The following is a 17455-nucleotide window of genomic DNA, read 5'->3' as shown; positions in this document are numbered from 1 at the left end:
ATGCCTGGTAGCTTCAGAAATCCAGACTCACCGCCAGATTCACCCCTTGCTGGGTCACGTCATCATTCTTGCGCCAGTTATAGCCGGCACGAAGTGTGAGGTCGGGCGCCAGCTTCTGGCTCAGGCCCACGCTTGCGCGATTCAAACTGCGCTGGGGGTCATAGCCTTTCAGATCAAAATCCAGGCCGGGCACGCTGTTCAGCGCGATGGTCACGTCCTGCTGGTCAGTCTCGAACTCCCGCTCATGGGCCACTTCGCCAAACACCTGGGTCTGCGGCGTGACGTCCAACTTCCCTTGAAGCCCCGCGCCTAGCCGCTTTGACTTGCGCGTCTGGTCGTCGTAATTGAGTGCGGTCGCGCGAGCACTGTCCTCCGAGTAGCCATCGACGTTGACGTGGGAATAGTCGGCGCTGATGAACGGCGAGAAATGCCAGCGACTGCTCTGTTCGGCCAGGTCGAAGCCCACGCGCCCACTGACCGCCCACAGGTCGCCGTCGGTGTCGCCTTTCTCCGCGCCTTCGCTGATGCCCAGCGCGAACTTGCGCTTGAGGTTGTCGTAGTCGAGTTTTCCGCCTGAGGCCGCCAGGTCTGCCCACCAGTGCTGCGCCTGATACTGCACGAATGCGGTCGCGATATAGCTGTTGAGTTTGTAGTCCGAATCCTTGGCGCCGGCTTCGAGTGTTTGCCGGTAAGCACCTGCAACCAGCCCGGCTCTCCAGTCTTCAGCGAAGCGATAGCTGCCGCCCACCGTGAGGTTGTAGCCGTGACCGTCCCCGCTGGCGGAATTGCCTTGCGCGTCGAAATCCAGTTTCTGACCGCCACCGGCGACGATGGCGCGCCATTCACCGACGTTCTGCCAATTGCCCCAATCCGCCAGCCACTGACTGCGCAGTTCATCCTGCTGCGCGCGCAACGTTCCGTTGGCCATTTCCGGCAGCAGCGTGATTTCCCACGGTGCGGACAGAATCGAATACCCGTAGTCAGCGATCAGACGCTGACCCGCGACGGTCGGGTGCACGCCGTCGTTGAACAGCAGTTTGGTCGGATCAGGCGTCAGGCCGCCAATCCCGTAAACGCTGTTGGCGGTGCAGTTGTTGCCGTTGAAACAGGTGCCGACCAGGTTCTGATCGGCCGCCAGCCCGTAGCGCGCCGGGTCGGTCAGGACATCACGTATGAGCCCCGGCACATTGAGCGGAATGACCTCGGCATCGATTTGCCCCAGCCGATTGACCAACTGCTGGTTGAACACCCCGCTCAGCAACGACGATGGCCCCTGCAATGGCGTGCCGAATACAGCGGGTGTGCGGCCGATGTCAGGCAGCAGCCAGACCATGATGTAACGCGCGCCGCTCTGGGACAGGATTTGTGCGCCGTTCGCCAGGTTGTTCGCCGCATTGACGGCCTGTCCCGCACTCAGCACCCGGCCCTGAAGGAAGTCATTGCCGCCCCCGGTCAGGTAGTAAAGGGCGTTGGGGTCAGCCCGCGAGCTGTTTTCAACCAGATAACCGGGTCGCGTCCGGAACACCGTTGTCACGCCGGTCGAGGCGTCAGTATTGGCAATCTGAGATTGGGTGGTGATCGCCGCGAGAATCTGATCGGTCCGGTCGCCACCCACAGCCCAGTTGTTGCCATCCGGCAACCCTTGCGCCGCGCGGACGGGGGAGGTCGATGCCTGCAAATCCCCGGGCGCCACGCCAAGCATTTCGCCCAGCAGCGTCGATGAGTTCAGACCGAATGCCTCGCCGCTGCCGTTCAGGTATGTCGGGCCGGTGCGGTTAGTGAAACGCAAGGTGGCGCCGGGTGGTCCGCCGGCATCGGGAAACTGCCCGGCGTCGGCGAGGCTGTCGCCAAACACGATCATCGTTGAATAGGGGGAGGAGGCGGCCAGGGCCGAGGAACAGGCGAGCGAGAGCAGGCAAGCCGCGAACGGCCAGCGCAGTGTGGCTTTGATCATGGGGGCATCCCTTATTGTTTTAGTGCTGTACGAGAAGGTAGCAGCCGCGACACAAATCGCCCACGATGCCGTGGCATTCACGGCAAATATTCTGTACCGGCCTTCAGGCTGCGATCTGCACCTTGCGGGCATTCAAATCCTGCCAATCGGCCGCTGCCCCGCGCCATCCGGGCACTGCGATATTGCGCGCCCTGCGGCGGTACGCTACTGTGCGGCAACGTATGAACGAGACCTTTCCTGTGTCGATTGTCAGCAGCTTCTTGATGCGCGTTATCAAGGGCCACGCCCGTTGGCGTTGGCGCGCCTGACTATTTCCCCCGCCGGCTCCGCCGGATCTGCATTGATATGCCTTCTGATGCCTCGGTTTTGCAGTGACTCGCCGGAATCCCTCCCGCGACCCTCTGCGCGCAACTGCGGTCAGAAAACGGAAGGCCACGTTAAAAGTCAGTCATTCAAAAGGTTGAGCACCATGCTGCTGATGATCGATAACTACGACTCCTTCACCTACAACGTCGTGCAGTACCTGGGCGAGCTGGGTGCCGACGTCAAAGTGATTCGCAACGACGAAATGACCATCGCCGAAATCGAAGCCCTGAACCCCGAACGTATCGTCGTTTCCCCCGGCCCGTGCACGCCGAACGAAGCAGGTGTGTCCATCGACGTGATCAAACACTTCGCTGGCAAGCTGCCCGTGCTCGGCGTCTGCCTGGGTCATCAGTCGATTGGCCAGGCGTTTGGCGGCGACGTGGTGCGTGCGCGCCAGGTCATGCACGGCAAGACCAGCGAGCTGATCCACGAAGACAAAGGCGTGTTCGAAGGCCTCAAGCATCCGCTGACCGTGACCCGCTATCACTCGCTGGTGGTCAAGCGCGAAACACTCCCGGAGTGCCTGGAGTTGACCGCCTGGACCCAGCGCGAAGATGGCTCCGTTGATGAAATCATGGGCCTGCGTCACAAAACCCTTAACGTCGAGGGCGTACAGTTTCACCCTGAGTCGATTCTTTCCGAGCAGGGCCACGAGCTGTTCGCCAACTTCCTCAAGCAGACCGGCGGCACCCGTCAGGGTTAAGGACACATCGACATGGCAATGGATATCAAAACGGCGCTGGGCCGGGTTGTGAATCAACTGGACCTGAGCACCGATGAAATGCGCGAGGTCATGCGCGAAATCATGACAGGCCAGTGCACCCAGGCGCAGATCGGCGCATTTCTGATGGGCATGCGCATGAAAAGCGAAAGCATTGACGAGATCGTTGGTGCAGTGTCGGTCATGCGTGAGCTGGCGGATCAGGTTCAACTCAAAACCCTCGACGGCGTGGTCGACATCGTCGGTACCGGTGGCGATGGTGCCAACATATTCAATGTCTCGACCGCTGCCTCGTTCGTGATCGCGGCGGCCGGTTGCACAGTCGCCAAGCACGGCAATCGCGCGGTCTCCGGCAAGAGTGGCAGCGCCGATCTGCTGGAAGCCGCAGGCGTCTACCTGAACCTGACCCCGGTGCAAGTGGCGCGCTGCATTGACAGCGTCGGCATCGGTTTTATGTTCGCGCAAACCCACCACGGCGCGATGAAACACGCCGCAGGGCCACGCAAGGAACTGGGCCTGCGTACACTGTTCAACATGCTCGGTCCACTGACTAACCCGGCCGGCGTCAAGCACCAGGTGGTCGGCGTATTCAGTCAGGCGCTGTGCCGGCCATTGGCCGAGGTGCTGCTGCGCATGGGCAGCAAACACGTGCTGGTGGTGCATTCCCAGGACGGCCTGGACGAATTCAGCATCGCCGCGCCGACCTTTGTCGCGGAACTGAAGAACGGCGAAGTGACCGAATACTGGGTACAGCCGGAAGATCTGGGCATGAAAAGCCAGAGCCTGTTCGGTCTGGTGGTCGACAGCCCGGCGCAGTCGCTGGAATTGATTCGTGACGCGCTGGGTCGGCGCAAGTCCGAGCACGGCCAGAAAGCCGCCGAAATGATCGTGCTGAACGCCGGCGCCGCGCTTTACGCGGCTGATCATGCTTCGTCATTGAAAGAAGGCGTGGCGTTGGCCCACGACGCATTACACACGGGCCTGGCCCGCGAAAAGCTGGAAGAACTGGGTGCCTTTACCGCGGTATTCAAGCAGGAGAATGAAGAATGAGTGTGCCGACGGTTTTGGAAAAGATTCTGGCCCGAAAGGTCGAGGAAGTCGCTGCGCGCCGTGCCAGTGTCAGCCTCGCCGAATTGGAAACTCTGGCGAAAGCAGCCGATGCACCGCGTGGGTTTGCTGCCGCGATGATTGCCCAGGCCAAGCGCAAGCAGCCGGCCGTCATTGCAGAGATCAAGAAGGCGTCGCCGAGCAAGGGCGTGATCCGCGAAAACTTTCATCCTGCGGAGATTGCCACTAGCTACGAAGCAGGCGGGGCCACCTGTCTTTCTGTGCTGACCGACGTCGATTTCTTCCAGGGCGCTGATGAGTATTTGAAGCAGGCCCGGGCGACGTGTTCGCTGCCGGTTATCCGCAAGGACTTCATGATCGACCCGTATCAGATCGTCGAAGCGCGGGCATTGGGGGCCGACTGCATCCTGCTGATCGTTTCGGCGCTGGATGATGTGAAGATGGCCGAGCTGGCCTCAGTCGCCAAAGGTGTCGGCCTGGATGTGCTGGTAGAAGTCCACGATGGCGACGAGCTGGAGCGGGCATTGAAAACCCTCGACACTCCGCTGGTGGGCGTCAACAACCGCAATCTGCACACGTTCGACGTCAGTCTGGAAACCACGCTCGATCTGCTGCCGCGCATCCCTCGTGATCGCCTGGTCATCACGGAAAGCGGGATTCTCAACCGCGCGGATGTCGAGCTGATGGAGATCAACGACGTTTATTCCTTCTTGGTGGGTGAGGCATTCATGCGCGCCGAGAAGCCGGGTGTGGAATTGCAGCGACTGTTCTTCCCGGAGAAAGGCACCGCGATCAAGTCCGGCGGTTTGGACTGATCCACCGGTGTAGGCCAGAAAGCCGTCGCCACTCACGTCAGGAGGCAGCATGACCCTTCAGCTCTTGGCAACGTGCGTTGAAGCCGGCCTCAAGGCCGAGCAGGATCTGCTGGCGTCAGTGTGTGATGGGCACGCCGAGAGCGGGTTGCTGTTCTGGCGGCCTACCGACCGCGCGCTGGTCATGCCAAGGCGGTTGAGCCGTCTTCCTGGCTTCACTGAAGCCAGCGAAACGCTCGCCGACAGTGGCTGGCCTGTGCTGTTGCGTGAAAGTGGCGGCGAGCCCGTGCCGCAATCGCCCTCGACGGTCAACGTGGCGCTTGTGTATGTGCAGCCGGACACCGATCTGGATCGCGACCGCATCGAGAACGCCTACATGCGCCTGTGTCAGCCGATCCTCGATACGCTGAGTGAGCTGGGTGGCGCTGCATCCTTGGGCGAAGTCGAAGGGGCCTTCTGCGATGGCCGTTTCAACGTCAACCTCAACGCTCGCAAGATGGTGGGTACTGCGCAGCGCTGGCGGCAGAGTCAGGGTGGCAAGCGGCCGGTGGTGTTGGCCCATGCCGCGATGCTGCTGGATGACGAGCGCGTTGAGATGGTCAACGCAGTCAATCGCTTCAATGAAACCTGTGAACTCGATGCGCGGTGCGAAGCGCAAAGCCATATCGCTCTGCATGAGCTGTTCGACGCGCCGGATTTTCTTGGCCGTTTGAGTGAGCGCTATATACGCCTTTTGGCCGGAATCTGACTCACCTGCCAATACCCGGTGCGTGTGTTAACGGGTGCCGAAAACCACCATGGTTTTGCCCCGGACATGCACCAGGTTTTGCTCTTCGAGCGATTTGAGCACACGACCAACCATCTCCCGCGAACACCCCACGATACGGCCAATCTCCTGGCGGGTGATTTTGATCTGCATGCCATCGGGGTGGGTCATCGCGTCAGGCTGCTTGCACAGATCGAGCAGGCTGCGGGCAACGCGGCCAGTGACGTCCAGAAAGGCCAGATCGCCGACCTTGCGGGTGGTGTTGCGCAGACGCTCGGCGATTTGCGCACCGATGGCGTACATCAATTCGGGATCCTGCTGACTGAGTTCGCGGAACTTGGCGTAGCTGATCTCGGCCACTTCACATTCGGTTTTGGCGCGCACCCAGGCGCTGCGGTGGGCACCGGCGGCCGTCTGCTCGAAAAGTCCCAGTTCGCCAAAAAAGTCCCCTGTATTGAGATAGGCCACGATCATCTCGCGACCTTCGTTGTCTTCGATCAGGATCGTCACCGAGCCCTTGATGAGCAGGTACAGCGAATCCGATTCTTCGCCTGCGCAGAGGATATTGGTCTTCGCCAGGCATCGTCGCCGCTGGGCGTGCGGCAGCAGTTTGTCGGCGATTTTCATCTTGTTCGGAGGCTGCACGGCGAGCATGGCTGTATCCCGTAAAAAACTGCGCCCTTAGGCATTCTTAGAGGTATCGGCAGTAGTTGCCATTTGACGCAGTTCAACAGCGGCAATTAGCCAATTTTTCAGACACTTCCTACATTTCGGTCGTTGCCGGGCATGTCCCGTCCACTCAGCGACGGCAGGGCCCTGTGCTAAGCTGGCCGCCATTTTTCAAGCATTGGAGTCCGGTGATGAAAGCGCGTATTCAATGGGCGGGTGAGGCGATGTTCCTCGGTGAGTCCGGCAGCGGCCATGTGGTTGTGATGGATGGCCCGCCAGAAAGCGGCGGTCGCAATCTGGGTGTTCGCCCGATGGAAATGGTGCTGATTGGCCTGGGTGGCTGCAGCAATTACGACGTGGTCAGCATTCTCAAGAAAGCCCGTCAGCCCATCGAGAGTTGTGAGGCGTTCCTGGAAGCCGAGCGCGCCAACGAAGATCCCAAGGTGTTCACCAAGATCCATTTGCACTTCGTGGTTAAAGGGCGCGGCCTCAAAGAGACGCAGGTCAAACGTGCGATCGAGCTGTCCGCCGAGAAATACTGCTCGGCGTCGATCATGCTGGGTAATGCCGGCGTCGAAATCACCCACGACTACGAGATCATCGAACTGGGTTGAGCAACGCTCAATTTTCACAAAAGCGGTGCAGGCTATGGCATGCGACTTCTGACGTCTGCATAATGCGCCCCTTTTTCAGGGCGCGACCGCCGGGTAGCCGGCTCGCCTCCGACCAGACAACCAAAATCGCCAACGCGAAGAGGTGTTAACCGTCCTACGCAGCTGAGCCGGGCTCAGTTGACGGGCATGCTTGATCACGCGGCCAGCGCCGCACCCATATAGAGAGTTTTTAACGGTGAAAAGCAAACTCAAGCTCCACGGGTTCAATAACCTGACCAAGACCTTGAGCTTCAACATCTATGACATCTGCTATGCGGAAACCCCGCAGGACCAGCAGGCCTACGTCGAGTACATCAACAGTGTGTACGATGCCGAACGCCTGACGCGGATTCTCACCGATGTCGTCGATATCATTGGCGCGAACATCCTGAACATCGCGCGTCAGGACTACGATCCACAAGGCGCCAGTGTGACCATTCTGATCTCCGAGCAGCCGGTCACGCCGACTGACAGCCAGATCGAAGAATCGCCGGGTCCGCTGCCGGAAACCATTCTCGCGCACCTGGACAAGAGCCACATCACGGTTCATACCTACCCTGAAATCCACCCCGTTGACGGCATCGCCACGTTCCGTGTGGACATCGATGTGTCGACCTGCGGCGTGATTTCCCCGTTGAAAGCGCTGAATTACCTGATCCACAAGTTTGAGTCCGACATCGTGACCGTCGACTATCGCGTGCGCGGCTTCACCCGTGACGTTGAAGGCAAGAAGCATTTCATCGACCACGAGATCAACTCGATCCAGAATTACCTTTCCGACGACACGCGCGACAGCTACCAGATGACTGACGTGAACGTGTATCAGGAAAACCTGTTCCACACCAAAATGCTGCTCAAGCAGTTCGAGCTGGACAACTACCTGTTCGGCGACGCCACCAGCAATCTCTCCGCTGAACAGCGCGAGCAGGTGACCGGCCGCGTGAAGCACGAGATGCTCGAAATCTTCTACGGCCGCAACATGCCGGTCTAAGGTCTCAGTGATACAAAAAAGGCGCCTGTTCAGGCGCCTTCTTTGTTTCCGGTCTTTCGTGGCAGCTTTGTTCGCTGATAAAGGCCGGCCGACCGCAGATTCGATCAGATCCTGTAGGTGGTTTTGGTCATGATTTTTGCCAACAGGCTCATGCCGAACTTCACCGGCGCCGGGAAGCGGAAACCGCCTGCCTCGATCGCGCTTTCTGCGTGATGCTCTTCGTCGGCGCGCATCTGTTTGAGAATCGCCCGCGACTTCTCATCCTCGACTGGCAATTGCTCCAAATGCTCATTCAAGTGTTTGCACACCTGATCTTCCGTCGCGGCAACGAAGCCCAGGCTGATTCGATCGCTGATCAAGCCAGCCACTGCGCCGATGCCAAACGAAGCACCGTAGAACAATGGGTTGAGCACACTGGTATGACTGCCCAACTGATGAATGCGTTGCTCGCACCACACCAGATGGTCGATTTCTTCCTCGGCGGCGTGCTCCATGGCTTTGCGCACCTGAGGCAGTTTCGCGGTGAGTGCCTGCCCCTGATACAACGCCTGAGCACAGACTTCGCCAGTGTGATTGATGCGCATGAGCCCTGCGACATGCCGGGTGTCGGACTCATTCATCTTGACGTCGGGTTGAACGATGGCAGGCGAAGGACGATGTGCGTGCGCGCTGACGGGCAGCAGCGTCTTCATCGCTGCGTCGGCTTGAAGCAGGAAACGGTCGATAGGGGAGTAGTGACGTTCGGTAGCCATGGGCGCCTCCGGGTAAATCCACGGCGGTCAGTCTACCTCAAACGGTGTAACCGGGCTTGTCCGGTGTCAGCCCGCCGGGGCGTTGGCGCGCATCCGGCAGGTCTACGAAGACCGGAGAGGATGACTCAGCCCGGCGGCCAGTTCATCTGGCGCTGACCCAGCACGTGCATGTGGATGTGATAGACGGTCTGTCCGCCTTTTTCGTTGGTGTTCATGACCACGCGGAAGCCGTCCTCGCAACCCAGTTCTTTTGCCAGGCGCTGGGCTGTGAACAGAATGTGGCCCAGCAGGCCCTTATCGTCTTCAGTCACGTCGTTGAGGGTGGCAATCGGCTTCTTCGGGATAACCAGAAAATGCACAGGCGCCTGGGGGGCGATGTCGTGAAAGGCCAGCACTTGATCATCTTCGTAGATGATCTTCGCCGGGATTTCCCGATTGATGATCTTGGTAAACAAAGTATCCACAGCCTTCTTGCTCCGTTTCGAGGGGGATGAAGGCAGTGTACTGAGCGTCCCGGTTCACGCCCAGACGTTTGTTGCGATGTGCCCCGTCAGACTGACGTACGAGATTTGAGCATCGAGCCCCAGAGCTTTCGCGTCATCCAGCGACTGGCAAAGCGCGGCAGGCGTGTCAGTAGCCTGTTTCGCCAACCCGGGATGATCACCGCACGGTTCTTGTCGAGCGCGCGAACCGTGTACAGCGCGACCTCCTCGGCGGTCATGTGGTCGTCGTGCGTAAACTTGCCGGCATCCAGTTGTGCGGTGCGGAAAAACGCTGTGCGCGTCGGCCCGGGGCACAACACCGAAATCTTCACGCCGGTCTTGTGCAGCTCCTCGCGAAGCCCTTCGGAAAAATGCAGGACGTACGCTTTGCTCGCCGCATAGGTGCTCATCCATGGTCCCGGCTGAAAGCCCATGATCGACGCAACGTTGAGGATCTGGCCGCCGCCTTGCACCGCCATCAGGTTGCCAACCGTGTGACAGAGACGCGTCAACGCGAGCACATTAAGGTCGAGCAGATCTTGCTCTTGCGCCCACTCTTGAGCGAGAAAGGGCCCGCTGTTGCCGATGCCAGCGCAGTTAACCAGCAAGTCGATGCTTCGCGAGCCTTCCTCGAGTTCAAGCAGAAAGCCCGAGAGGCGCAGCGGCTCACCCAGATCGCAGGCGCGGAACAGCACCTCGACACCAAAGCGTTGGGTGAACTCGATGGCGATGCTCTCGAGCATCTCCCGGTGCCTGGCCACCAGAATAAGGTTGCGACCCCGGCGTGCGAGGGCTTCGGCCATCGCCAGGCCAATACCGCTGGATGCACCTGTGACCATGGCATAACGGGTCATGCAATTCTCCAGTGTTTGCAGCTTGTATTGAGACAGCGTCCTTGCTGCCAGATAGTTATTGGTCGTCGTTGCTGTCGGACGAGTCACCACTATCGACAGGATCAACGGGAACGACCGGTTGTTCCGCGTCATCGTCGTAAGGCAGCGCTTGCTCGTATTCGCTGGTGGTGGCTTCGACCTGCTCCTGAACAGTGTTCAGACCACCCATCATCCCGGCCACTAAGGCCAGCGCCAGCACCGCGAGCCACAGAATGGCGAGGACCTTGACGCGCGGTGTGTTGCCGGGCGGCGGCGGACCATACCGATTCGGGCCCGTGTTGCCAGGGACTGCCATCATCAGGATCGGAAAGAAGCTGCCCACCACCGGCACCAGATTCAGCAACAGCAACCAGGCTGACCAACCGGCGTCGTGCAACCGCTGGGCGCCGATCTGGATGCTGACAACCACGAACGCGACGAGGGCAACGGTGCCGAGCAGTCCGCCCGCCACCAGCGAAACGCTGAGAACGCCGACGCACACGGCAGCGACCAGGAGGCCGACGGCCACCAGCGCCAGACTCCACGCCAGGTAGCGCAAACGGCCGATTCGCCCCTGAATGGAGAACACCTTCAATTCGCCCACGGCGGGCCAGTCTTGTCTGGCCGGCGTGCGCGGCGGTGCGTAGGGCGAGGCCGCAGGTTCGAAAGCCGGACGCTGTGGAGTGTCTTCGACCACGTCCTCAAGCCTCAATGACACGGGCTCCTCGGGCTCGATACGGCCCTCGACACCTGCATCGTTCAACGCCGCGAGATAACGCTGCGCGTCGTCCCGCGTCAGGCTTCGCTTGATGGTCACGGGTTTGCCGGTGAAGAGACGATCAACGCCGGACACCTCAGTCTTGAACAGCTGCGCCAGGTTCTGGCGCGCTGTCTCCAGCTCAACGCCTGTTCGCAGCTGTCCCTCGAAAACGATCTTGAAGTGCTCCGCCATGCTGGCTTCCTTGTCTTGAGTTCATACGATATGAGCAATGCGCGTCAGAACGGTTTGACGACGACCAGAATGACCACCGCCAGCAAGATCAACACGGGTACCTCGTTGAACCAGCGATAGAACACATGGCTGCGACCAGGTTCGCCGCGCGCGAAGCGTTTGACCTGCGCGCCGCACACGTGGTGGTAACCAATCAACAGGACAACGAGGGTGAGCTTGGCATGCAACCAGCCTTGCTGCAGGAAACCCGGTGCGAGAACGATCAGCCAGATACCGAATACCAGGGTAGCGATCATCGAGGGCATCATGATCCCGCGGTACAACTTGCGTTCCATGGTGCAGAAACGCTCGCGGCTTACGGAGTCTTCGCTCATGGCGTGATAGACGAACAATCGCGGCAGATAGAACAGGGCGGCGAACCAGCACACCATTGCAATGATGTGCAGCGCTTTAATCCAGAGATAGAGCATTTTGGTTTGTTTCCAGGGACACGGTGCCAAATAGTAGTGGCTTCCGCGCCCGTACGTCACGTTCGCGGTTGTCCCATCGGCAATCGACCCATATGATCAGCGGCTTTCCACTGGTTTGGTTGAGGGGCAGGTTATGGTCAAGGTCGGTATCGTCGGCGGTACGGGTTACACCGGCGTCGAGTTGCTGCGTCTTCTGGCGCAACACCCAGAGGCTGAAGTGGTTGCGATCACCTCGCGCTCCGAAGCAGGTTTGCCTGTCGCTGACATGTATCCCAACCTGCGTGGTCACTATGACGGCCTGGCGTTCAGCGTGCCGGACGTCAAAGTGCTGGGCGCGTGCGATGTGGTGTTCTTCGCAACGCCCCACGGTGTCGCACATGCGCTGGCGGGCGAGTTGCTCGCCGCGGGCACCAAGGTCATCGACCTCTCCGCTGACTTCCGTCTGCAAGACCCGGTCGAGTGGGCCAAGTGGTACAACCAGCCCCACGGCGCGCCCGAATTGCTCGACGAAGCGGTTTACGGCCTGCCGGAAGTCAATCGCGAGCAAATCAAGGGCGCGCGCCTGATTGCAGTGCCTGGCTGCTATCCGACCGCCACTCAGTTGGGTTTTCTGCCACTGCTCGAAGCGGGCCTCGCTGATCCATTGCGCCTGATCGCGGACTGCAAATCGGGTGTCAGTGGTGCAGGTCGCGGCGCCAGTGTGGGCTCGCTGTATTCCGAAACCAGCGAGAGCTTCAAGGCCTATGCCGTTAAAGGCCATCGCCATCTCCCCGAAATCACTCAAGGGCTACGCCGTGCTGCAGGTGGCGATATCGGGCTGACGTTCGTGCCGCACCTGACGCCGATGATCCGTGGGATTCACGCCACGTTGTACGCAACCGTCGTGGACAAGTCGGTCGATCTGCAGGCGTTGTTCGAAAAGCGCTATGCCAATGAGCCTTTCGTCGACGTGATGCCCGCCGGAAGCCATCCGGAAACCCGGAGCGTACGTGGCGCCAATGTGTGCCGCATGGCCGTGCATCGGCCTCAGGACGGGGATTTGGTGGTGGTGCTGTCGGTCATCGACAATCTGGTCAAAGGCGCTTCGGGCCAGGCCGTGCAGAACATGAACATCATGTTTGGCCTTGATGAACGCCTAGGCCTGTCCCATGCGGGGATGTTGCCGTAATAGCGGCTTCAGGCCTCAAGCGGCAAGTCTCAACTCGCTGGTGATAGCGGCTGTTTTTTGCGGCTTGTCGCTTGCGACCTGTGGCTGCCGTCACAATAGTTGACCAATTTTCTAGGAGAAGCGGATAATGCGCGTCATTACGCATTATGACGGCTTAGCGCCGGGAGATTTTGAACATGAGCGTTGAATCCTTTACCCCAGTGGCTTTGGAATTCACCCACGGTGCCGCGCACAAGGTGAAAACTCTGGTCGATGAAGAGGGTAATGATCGCCTGAAGCTCCGTGTCTTCGTGACCGGTGGCGGTTGTTCCGGTTTCCAGTACGGCTTCACCTTTGACGAAGACGTCGCCGATGATGACACCATTGTCGAGCGCGAGGGCGTCAGTCTGGTGGTCGACCCTATGAGCTTCCAGTACCTGGCAGGTGCGGAGGTGGATTATCAGGAGGGGCTGGAAGGCTCTCGCTTCGTGATCAAGAACCCCAATGCCGCGACTACCTGTGGCTGTGGCTCTTCGTTCTCGATCTGATCCAGGCGATACACACAAAAACGCCGCGCATTTGCGCGGCGTTTTGCATGGTGGGCGTTGGGTCAGGCCGGGTAGATCGCGCCCAGCACTCGCAGGCCTTTGGCCCCCGTCACGCTTGGACGGTTGGCGGGTACGCTCTCCAGCGCGCAATGGGCAAGCCAGGCAAACGCCATCGCTTCGACCCAATCAGGATCAACGCCGAACTCTGCAGTGCTAGAAACCTTTGTTGCCGGCAGTAGCGCCGCCAGCCGATCCATCAACGCCTTGTTGTGAGCGCCGCCGCCGCAGACCAGCAGTTCTTTGGTCTGCGCCTGTGCCGATTGCAGGGACTCGGTAATGCTCAATGCGGTGACTTCGAGCAGTGTTGCTTGCACATCTTCGGGTCTCAGCGTTGGCATCTGGAACAGATGGTGGTGAACCCAGCCAAGGTTGAATACTTCACGACCCGTGCTCTTAGGCCCCTTCGTTTGAAAGAACTGATCACTGAGCATGGACTTCAGCAGCGCATCATTGACTGTCCCGCTCGCGCCCCACGCGCCATCGCGGTCATAGCTCACGCCCCGCTGTGCCTGAATCCAGGCGTCCAGCAGCACATTGCCTGGCCCTGAGTCGAAGCCGGAAACCGGTTTGTCGATTTCGATCAGGCTGAGGTTGCTGAAACCACCGACATTGAGCACGGCGCGGTAGTCTTTGTTATCGTCGAACAACGCTTCATGGAAGGCGGGAACCAGCGGCGCCCCCTGGCCACCCGCAGCGATATCGCGCTTGCGGAAGTCGCTGACCACGGTAATGCCCGTTAGCTCGGCGAGCAGGGCAGGGTTGCCAATCTGGATGGTGAAGCCGCGGGCCGGTTCATGACGAATCGTCTGGCCGTGGCTGCCGATCGCGCGGATTTCACCGGCTGACACGCTCTGCTGGTCCAGCAGGGCCAGCACGCCTTGAGCAGCGAGACGAACCCATTTCTGCTCGGCGATGCCGGCACGGGCCAACTCGTCCGGGCCGCTGGCGCAGAGCCCCAGCAGTTCGGCGCGAAGGTCGTCCGGCATGGGAATGTAGTAGGTGCCGAGCAAACGTGGTCGGTCATCCTGTTCTACCAGCGCGAAGTCGAGTCCGTCCAGACTGCTTCCGGACATTACACCTACATATAAAGTCATGGGTCAGCGCTTACTCGAGGCCAGCATGGTGGCCTTTTCCTGGTCCATGCGAGCCATCAAAGGTTGGCTCTCCTGCATGAACCGCTGTTTTTCGGACTTGGCGATCGGATCAGCCATCGGCAGCTTCTGCCCCAGCGGGTCGACATGAACGCCATTTACCTGGAACTCGTAATGAACATGAGGACCCGTGGACAGGCCGGTGGTTCCAATATAGCCAATGACCTGGCCCTGCTTGACGCTGGATCCGGACTGAATGCCCTTGGCAAAACCCTGCATGTGGCCGTACAGCGTCCGGTAGGTTTCACCGTGCTGAATGATCACAGTGTTGCCGTAACCGCCGCGCCGACCGGCAAGGATGACTTTACCATCGCCAGTGGCCTTGATTGGGGTGCCACGAGGTGCAGCGTAGTCGATGCCTTGGTGGGCGCGAATCTTGTTCAGGATCGGGTGTTTGCGACCGGATGAGAACAGTGAGCTGATGCGGGCGAATTCGACCGGCGTACGGATGAACGCCTTACGCATGCTGTTGCCGTCCGCAGTGTAATAGTTGGTGTTGCCCTGTTTGTTCGTATACCGCACAGCGGTGTAGGTTTTGCCACGGTTTACGAAGCGAGCCGAAAGGATATTCCCTGTACTGACCGTCTTGCCGTTGACAACCTTCTGCTCGTAAATCACATCGAATTCGTCGCCCTTGCGGATATCCTGGGTGAAGTCGACGTCGTACCCGAAGATGTTTGCCATCTCCATTGTCATCGTATGGCTGAGGCCTGCGCGCTGGGCGGATTGCGACAGTGAGTTGTTGATCGTGCCATGCACATAGGCCGTGCGTACATTAGGTTTGCTCACGTCACGGGTAAACGTATAGCCCTTGTCCGTGCGAGACAAACTGATGCTTTCTGTCTCGCTCAGCTTGCTGTGCAACTGCTTGAGATTGCCCTCAGGCGAGAGCTCGAATTGTAGCACCTGGCCATTTTTCAGCTGACTGAACTGCTTGGCTTGTTTGTCGCTGGCAATAACGTCGTGCACCGCCGTCGCAGGCAGGCCGACTTTGCTGAACAACGTCGACAGCGTATCGCCCTTTGAGACCACCACTTCCCGGTGGGTCGGGCCTTTGGCAGTAGCAACCTCTTTCGGAGCGGCCTTGGTGTCACTTGCTGTCTTCGCGGCATCAGCCGGTTCAGCCGCATCACCTTCGATCTGGGCGAAGGGAGAATCTACGGGTGCCTCTGTGGCTTGAGTCTGTTCTTGAGCGTCTTGTTCTTGGTTGATCTGGTCGGCAGGTGTGTCCAGTTCCAGAGCAAGGTTGGTTCGTTTGGCTTCGACGTCGCTGGATGGGAATACGAGGAGAGCCAGGCTAAGCAGTGCGGCGATGCCGCTGGCTGCGAGCAGGTGGCTCTTCGGATAAAGCGGTGGCGCTTTAGGCGGAGTGTCGGTCATAGGTAATTTTGACTTTGAAAAAGATGAAATGGAAAAGATGAATGACATGATGAAGATGAAATAACTGTATAAAATATAACCAAATCTCGCCTGAGGCAAGCTTGCGATCGGCTCGCTCCGCGATTCGTCGCGCTCCTATTGTCAGAACTTGTATTTGGGCGCTGATCTTGTATGGTTGTTTCCCTTTGAAATACGGCATTACGGGGCGGTTATGAAGTCGGTTGAAGAGCAGCTAGCGCTGATCAAGCGTGGTGCAGATGAACTCCTGGTCGAGGCCGAGCTGGTCACAAAGCTCAAGCGTGGGCAGCCACTTCGCATCAAGGCCGGTTTTGATCCGACCGCGCCCGACCTTCACCTCGGGCACACGGTGCTTATTAATAAGCTGCGTCAATTCCAGGATCTTGGTCATCAGGTGATTTTCCTGATCGGCGACTTCACCGGCATGATTGGTGATCCGAGTGGCAAGAGTGCCACCCGTCCCCCGCTTACCCGCGAGCAAGTGCTCGACTACGCCGAGACCTACAAGGCTCAGGTGTTCAAGATTCTTGATCCGGCCAAAACCGAGGTGGCGTTCAATTCCACCTGGATGGATCAACTCAGTCCTGCAGACTTCATCCGACTCTCTTCCCAGTACACCGTAGCGCGCATGCTGGAGCGTGATGACTTCGACAAGCGTTACAAGTCGAACCAGTCCATCGCCATCCACGAATTCCTTTATCCGCTGGTCCAGGGTTACGACTCGGTTGCTTTGCGCGCCGACGTTGAGCTGGGCGGGACCGATCAGAAATTCAACTTGCTGATGGGGCGCGAGCTGCAGCGTGCATATGGTCAGGAGGCTCAGTGTGTTCTCACGATGCCATTGCTGGAAGGATTGGACGGCGTCAAGAAGATGTCCAAGTCGTTGGGTAACTACGTAGGTATCCAAGAAGCGCCCGGCATTATGTACAGCAAGCTCGTCTCCATCCCTGATGCGCTGATGTGGCGTTACTTTGAGCTGCTGAGCTTCCGCTCCATGGAAGAGATCGCTGCTTTTAAAGCGGATTGCGAAGCGGGCGCCAATCCACGTGACATCAAGATCAAGCTGGCCGAAGAGATTGTTGCGCGCTTCCACGGTGAGGAAGCTGCGGCTTCTGCCCATCGTTCTGCTGGAAACCGTATGAAGGATGGAGAGCTTCCGGAGGATCTCCCGGAGATTGATGTCGCTGCAGTCGAAGACATGCCGATTGCTGCCGTCCTTAATAAGGCGGGGCTGGTTAAGAACGCTGCGGTCGCTCGCGACCTGTTGGCATCTGGCGGCGTGCGTATAGATGGTGAAGTTGTGGATCGCGGGTTTGTATTCAGGCTGGGCGCGACCCATGTATGTCAGGCCGGCAAGAAGGCGTTCGGCCGGATTACACTTCGTTCGGAATAAAGTTCAAATAAGTGCTTGACGCCCCTCTGGATCTGTCTATAATTCGCCCCACTTCCGGCGCAGACGAAACGGAAAACTCCTTGATAATCAAAGGGTTGGACGAAGTAAGCAGCGAGGAATGCTTCGGTTCAGATGCTTGAATCGACAGCGGTGAAAAAGGCAGTTGACAGCAGGTTGTAACGCTGTAGAATTCGCCTCCCGCTGACGTGAGACGCCAAGTCGAACGAAGC

18 protein-coding genes are annotated in these 17455 nt (G+C 59.0%); 9 read left to right on the top strand and 9 right to left on the bottom strand.

Annotation, left to right across the window (positions count from 1 at the left end):
• Nucleotides 1-13: 13 nt before the first annotated feature.
• Complete coding sequence (gene estP / locus SLW75_RS19345) at nucleotides 14-1954, bottom strand: esterase EstP (RefSeq protein ID WP_410935196.1); 1941 nt, start codon at nucleotides 1952-1954, stop codon at nucleotides 14-16.
• 469 nt (nucleotides 1955-2423) lie between these two features.
• Here estP and SLW75_RS19340 point away from each other — a divergent pair, with 469 nt between their 5' ends.
• The 4 genes from SLW75_RS19340 to SLW75_RS19325 are packed head-to-tail and all read left to right on the top strand — an operon-like array spanning nucleotide 2424 to nucleotide 5669.
• Nucleotides 2424-3023, top strand: coding sequence for an aminodeoxychorismate/anthranilate synthase component II (locus SLW75_RS19340; protein WP_065991355.1), 600 nt, complete (start codon nucleotides 2424-2426; stop codon nucleotides 3021-3023).
• Nucleotides 3024-3041: 18 nt separating this feature from the next.
• Entirely contained in the window at nucleotides 3042-4091 is a 1050-nt protein-coding gene (trpD, locus tag SLW75_RS19335) for an anthranilate phosphoribosyltransferase (protein WP_192135072.1), read from the top strand.
• A complete protein-coding gene (gene trpC / locus SLW75_RS19330; protein WP_065991356.1) occupies nucleotides 4088-4924 on the top strand; it encodes an indole-3-glycerol phosphate synthase TrpC in 837 nt (278 codons plus the stop codon). Before trpD ends, trpC begins: the two co-directional genes overlap by 4 nt.
• Nucleotides 4925-4973: 49 nt before the next feature.
• Nucleotides 4974-5669, top strand: coding sequence for a biotin/lipoate A/B protein ligase family protein (locus SLW75_RS19325; RefSeq protein WP_410935195.1), 696 nt, complete (start codon nucleotides 4974-4976; stop codon nucleotides 5667-5669).
• A 27-nt stretch (nucleotides 5670-5696) separates the two neighbouring features.
• Here SLW75_RS19325 and crp read toward each other — a convergent pair whose 3' ends face one another.
• A complete protein-coding gene (gene crp, locus SLW75_RS19320) occupies nucleotides 5697-6341 on the bottom strand; it encodes a cAMP-activated global transcriptional regulator CRP (RefSeq protein ID WP_065991358.1) in 645 nt (214 codons plus the stop codon).
• 206 nt (nucleotides 6342-6547) lie between these two features.
• On the opposite strand from crp, the gene SLW75_RS19315 reads away from it, so the two are divergent.
• Nucleotides 6548-6970 (top strand): OsmC family protein, encoded by a 423-nt coding sequence (locus tag SLW75_RS19315; RefSeq protein WP_037019202.1) that lies wholly within the window; start codon nucleotides 6548-6550, stop codon nucleotides 6968-6970.
• A 235-nt stretch (nucleotides 6971-7205) separates the two neighbouring features.
• Nucleotides 7206-8000, top strand: a complete 795-nt coding sequence (speD, locus tag SLW75_RS19310; protein ID WP_037019204.1) for an adenosylmethionine decarboxylase — start codon at nucleotides 7206-7208, stop codon at nucleotides 7998-8000.
• A gap of 104 nt (nucleotides 8001-8104) precedes the next feature.
• Here the strand turns inward: speD and coq7 are convergent, their stop codons facing one another.
• From coq7 to hemJ, 5 genes are all read right to left on the bottom strand, one after another.
• Nucleotides 8105-8752 (bottom strand): 2-polyprenyl-3-methyl-6-methoxy-1,4-benzoquinone monooxygenase, encoded by a 648-nt coding sequence (coq7, locus tag SLW75_RS19305; protein WP_369319139.1) that lies wholly within the window; start codon nucleotides 8750-8752, stop codon nucleotides 8105-8107.
• 125 nt (nucleotides 8753-8877) lie between these two features.
• Nucleotides 8878-9216 carry a histidine triad nucleotide-binding protein gene (locus tag SLW75_RS19300; RefSeq protein ID WP_065991361.1) on the bottom strand — a complete coding sequence of 113 codons (339 nt, stop codon included), beginning with the start codon at nucleotides 9214-9216 and terminating at the stop codon, nucleotides 8878-8880.
• Between the two features lie 86 nt (nucleotides 9217-9302).
• Nucleotides 9303-10088, bottom strand: coding sequence for an SDR family NAD(P)-dependent oxidoreductase (locus tag SLW75_RS19295; protein WP_065991362.1), 786 nt, complete (start codon nucleotides 10086-10088; stop codon nucleotides 9303-9305).
• Nucleotides 10089-10143: 55 nt separating this feature from the next.
• Nucleotides 10144-11058 (bottom strand): DUF805 domain-containing protein, encoded by a 915-nt coding sequence (locus SLW75_RS19290; RefSeq protein ID WP_410935194.1) that lies wholly within the window; start codon nucleotides 11056-11058, stop codon nucleotides 10144-10146.
• Between the two features lie 44 nt (nucleotides 11059-11102).
• Entirely contained in the window at nucleotides 11103-11528 is a 426-nt protein-coding gene (gene hemJ / locus SLW75_RS19285; RefSeq protein ID WP_065991364.1) for a protoporphyrinogen oxidase HemJ, read from the bottom strand.
• 133 nt (nucleotides 11529-11661) lie between these two features.
• Here hemJ and argC point away from each other — a divergent pair, with 133 nt between their 5' ends.
• Nucleotides 11662-12696, top strand: coding sequence for an N-acetyl-gamma-glutamyl-phosphate reductase (gene argC / locus SLW75_RS19280; RefSeq protein WP_410935193.1), 1035 nt, complete (start codon nucleotides 11662-11664; stop codon nucleotides 12694-12696).
• A 176-nt stretch (nucleotides 12697-12872) separates the two neighbouring features.
• Nucleotides 12873-13223 (top strand): iron-sulfur cluster insertion protein ErpA, encoded by a 351-nt coding sequence (erpA, locus tag SLW75_RS19275; RefSeq protein WP_065991366.1) that lies wholly within the window; start codon nucleotides 12873-12875, stop codon nucleotides 13221-13223.
• Between the two features lie 62 nt (nucleotides 13224-13285).
• On the opposite strand, the gene SLW75_RS19270 is transcribed toward erpA, so the two are convergent.
• Entirely contained in the window at nucleotides 13286-14377 is a 1092-nt protein-coding gene (locus SLW75_RS19270) for an anhydro-N-acetylmuramic acid kinase (RefSeq protein ID WP_065991367.1), read from the bottom strand.
• 3 nt (nucleotides 14378-14380) lie between these two features.
• The gene (locus SLW75_RS19265) at nucleotides 14381-15814 is read right to left on the bottom strand and encodes a peptidoglycan DD-metalloendopeptidase family protein (RefSeq protein ID WP_410935355.1); all 1434 of its coding nucleotides are present in this window, start codon (nucleotides 15812-15814) and stop codon (nucleotides 14381-14383) included.
• 211 nt (nucleotides 15815-16025) lie between these two features.
• On the opposite strand from SLW75_RS19265, the gene tyrS reads away from it, so the two are divergent.
• Nucleotides 16026-17225: a tyrosine--tRNA ligase gene (gene tyrS, locus SLW75_RS19260; RefSeq protein WP_410935192.1), complete on the top strand. Its 1200-nt coding sequence runs from the start codon at nucleotides 16026-16028 to the stop codon at nucleotides 17223-17225.
• The last annotated feature ends 230 nt before the right edge of the window (nucleotides 17226-17455 follow it).

It is taken from the genome of Pseudomonas sp. W5-01 (genome assembly GCF_046540435.1).
In the GTDB taxonomy this organism is placed as follows: Bacteria; Pseudomonadota; Gammaproteobacteria; order Pseudomonadales; family Pseudomonadaceae; genus Aquipseudomonas; species Aquipseudomonas graminis_B.
Note: the sequence above shows the minus strand (reverse complement) of the source record. Positions and strands in the feature narration are given on the sequence as shown.

Bases quoted from the DNA above. Each gene is read 5' to 3' on its own strand.
- estP (WP_410935196.1), bottom strand. From the start codon at position 1,954: ATGATCAAAGCCACACTGCGCTGGCCGTTCGCGGCTTGCCTGCTCTCG.
- SLW75_RS19340 (WP_065991355.1), top strand. From the start codon at position 2,424: ATGCTGCTGATGATCGATAACTACGACTCCTTCACCTACAACGTCGTG.
- trpD (WP_192135072.1), top strand. From the start codon at position 3,042: ATGGATATCAAAACGGCGCTGGGCCGGGTTGTGAATCAACTGGACCTG.
- trpC (WP_065991356.1), top strand. From the start codon at position 4,088: ATGAGTGTGCCGACGGTTTTGGAAAAGATTCTGGCCCGAAAGGTCGAG.
- SLW75_RS19325 (WP_410935195.1), top strand. From the start codon at position 4,974: ATGACCCTTCAGCTCTTGGCAACGTGCGTTGAAGCCGGCCTCAAGGCC.
- crp (WP_065991358.1), bottom strand. From the start codon at position 6,341: ATGCTCGCCGTGCAGCCTCCGAACAAGATGAAAATCGCCGACAAACTG.
- SLW75_RS19315 (WP_037019202.1), top strand. From the start codon at position 6,548: ATGAAAGCGCGTATTCAATGGGCGGGTGAGGCGATGTTCCTCGGTGAG.
- coq7 (WP_369319139.1), bottom strand. From the start codon at position 8,752: ATGGCTACCGAACGTCACTACTCCCCTATCGACCGTTTCCTGCTTCAA.
- SLW75_RS19295 (WP_065991362.1), bottom strand. From the start codon at position 10,088: ATGACCCGTTATGCCATGGTCACAGGTGCATCCAGCGGTATTGGCCTG.
- SLW75_RS19290 (WP_410935194.1), bottom strand. From the start codon at position 11,058: ATGGCGGAGCACTTCAAGATCGTTTTCGAGGGACAGCTGCGAACAGGC.
- hemJ (WP_065991364.1), bottom strand. From the start codon at position 11,528: ATGCTCTATCTCTGGATTAAAGCGCTGCACATCATTGCAATGGTGTGC.
- argC (WP_410935193.1), top strand. From the start codon at position 11,662: ATGGTCAAGGTCGGTATCGTCGGCGGTACGGGTTACACCGGCGTCGAG.
- erpA (WP_065991366.1), top strand. From the start codon at position 12,873: ATGAGCGTTGAATCCTTTACCCCAGTGGCTTTGGAATTCACCCACGGT.
- SLW75_RS19270 (WP_065991367.1), bottom strand. From the start codon at position 14,377: ATGACTTTATATGTAGGTGTAATGTCCGGAAGCAGTCTGGACGGACTC.
- SLW75_RS19265 (WP_410935355.1), bottom strand. From the start codon at position 15,814: ATGACCGACACTCCGCCTAAAGCGCCACCGCTTTATCCGAAGAGCCAC.
- tyrS (WP_410935192.1), top strand. From the start codon at position 16,026: ATGAAGTCGGTTGAAGAGCAGCTAGCGCTGATCAAGCGTGGTGCAGAT.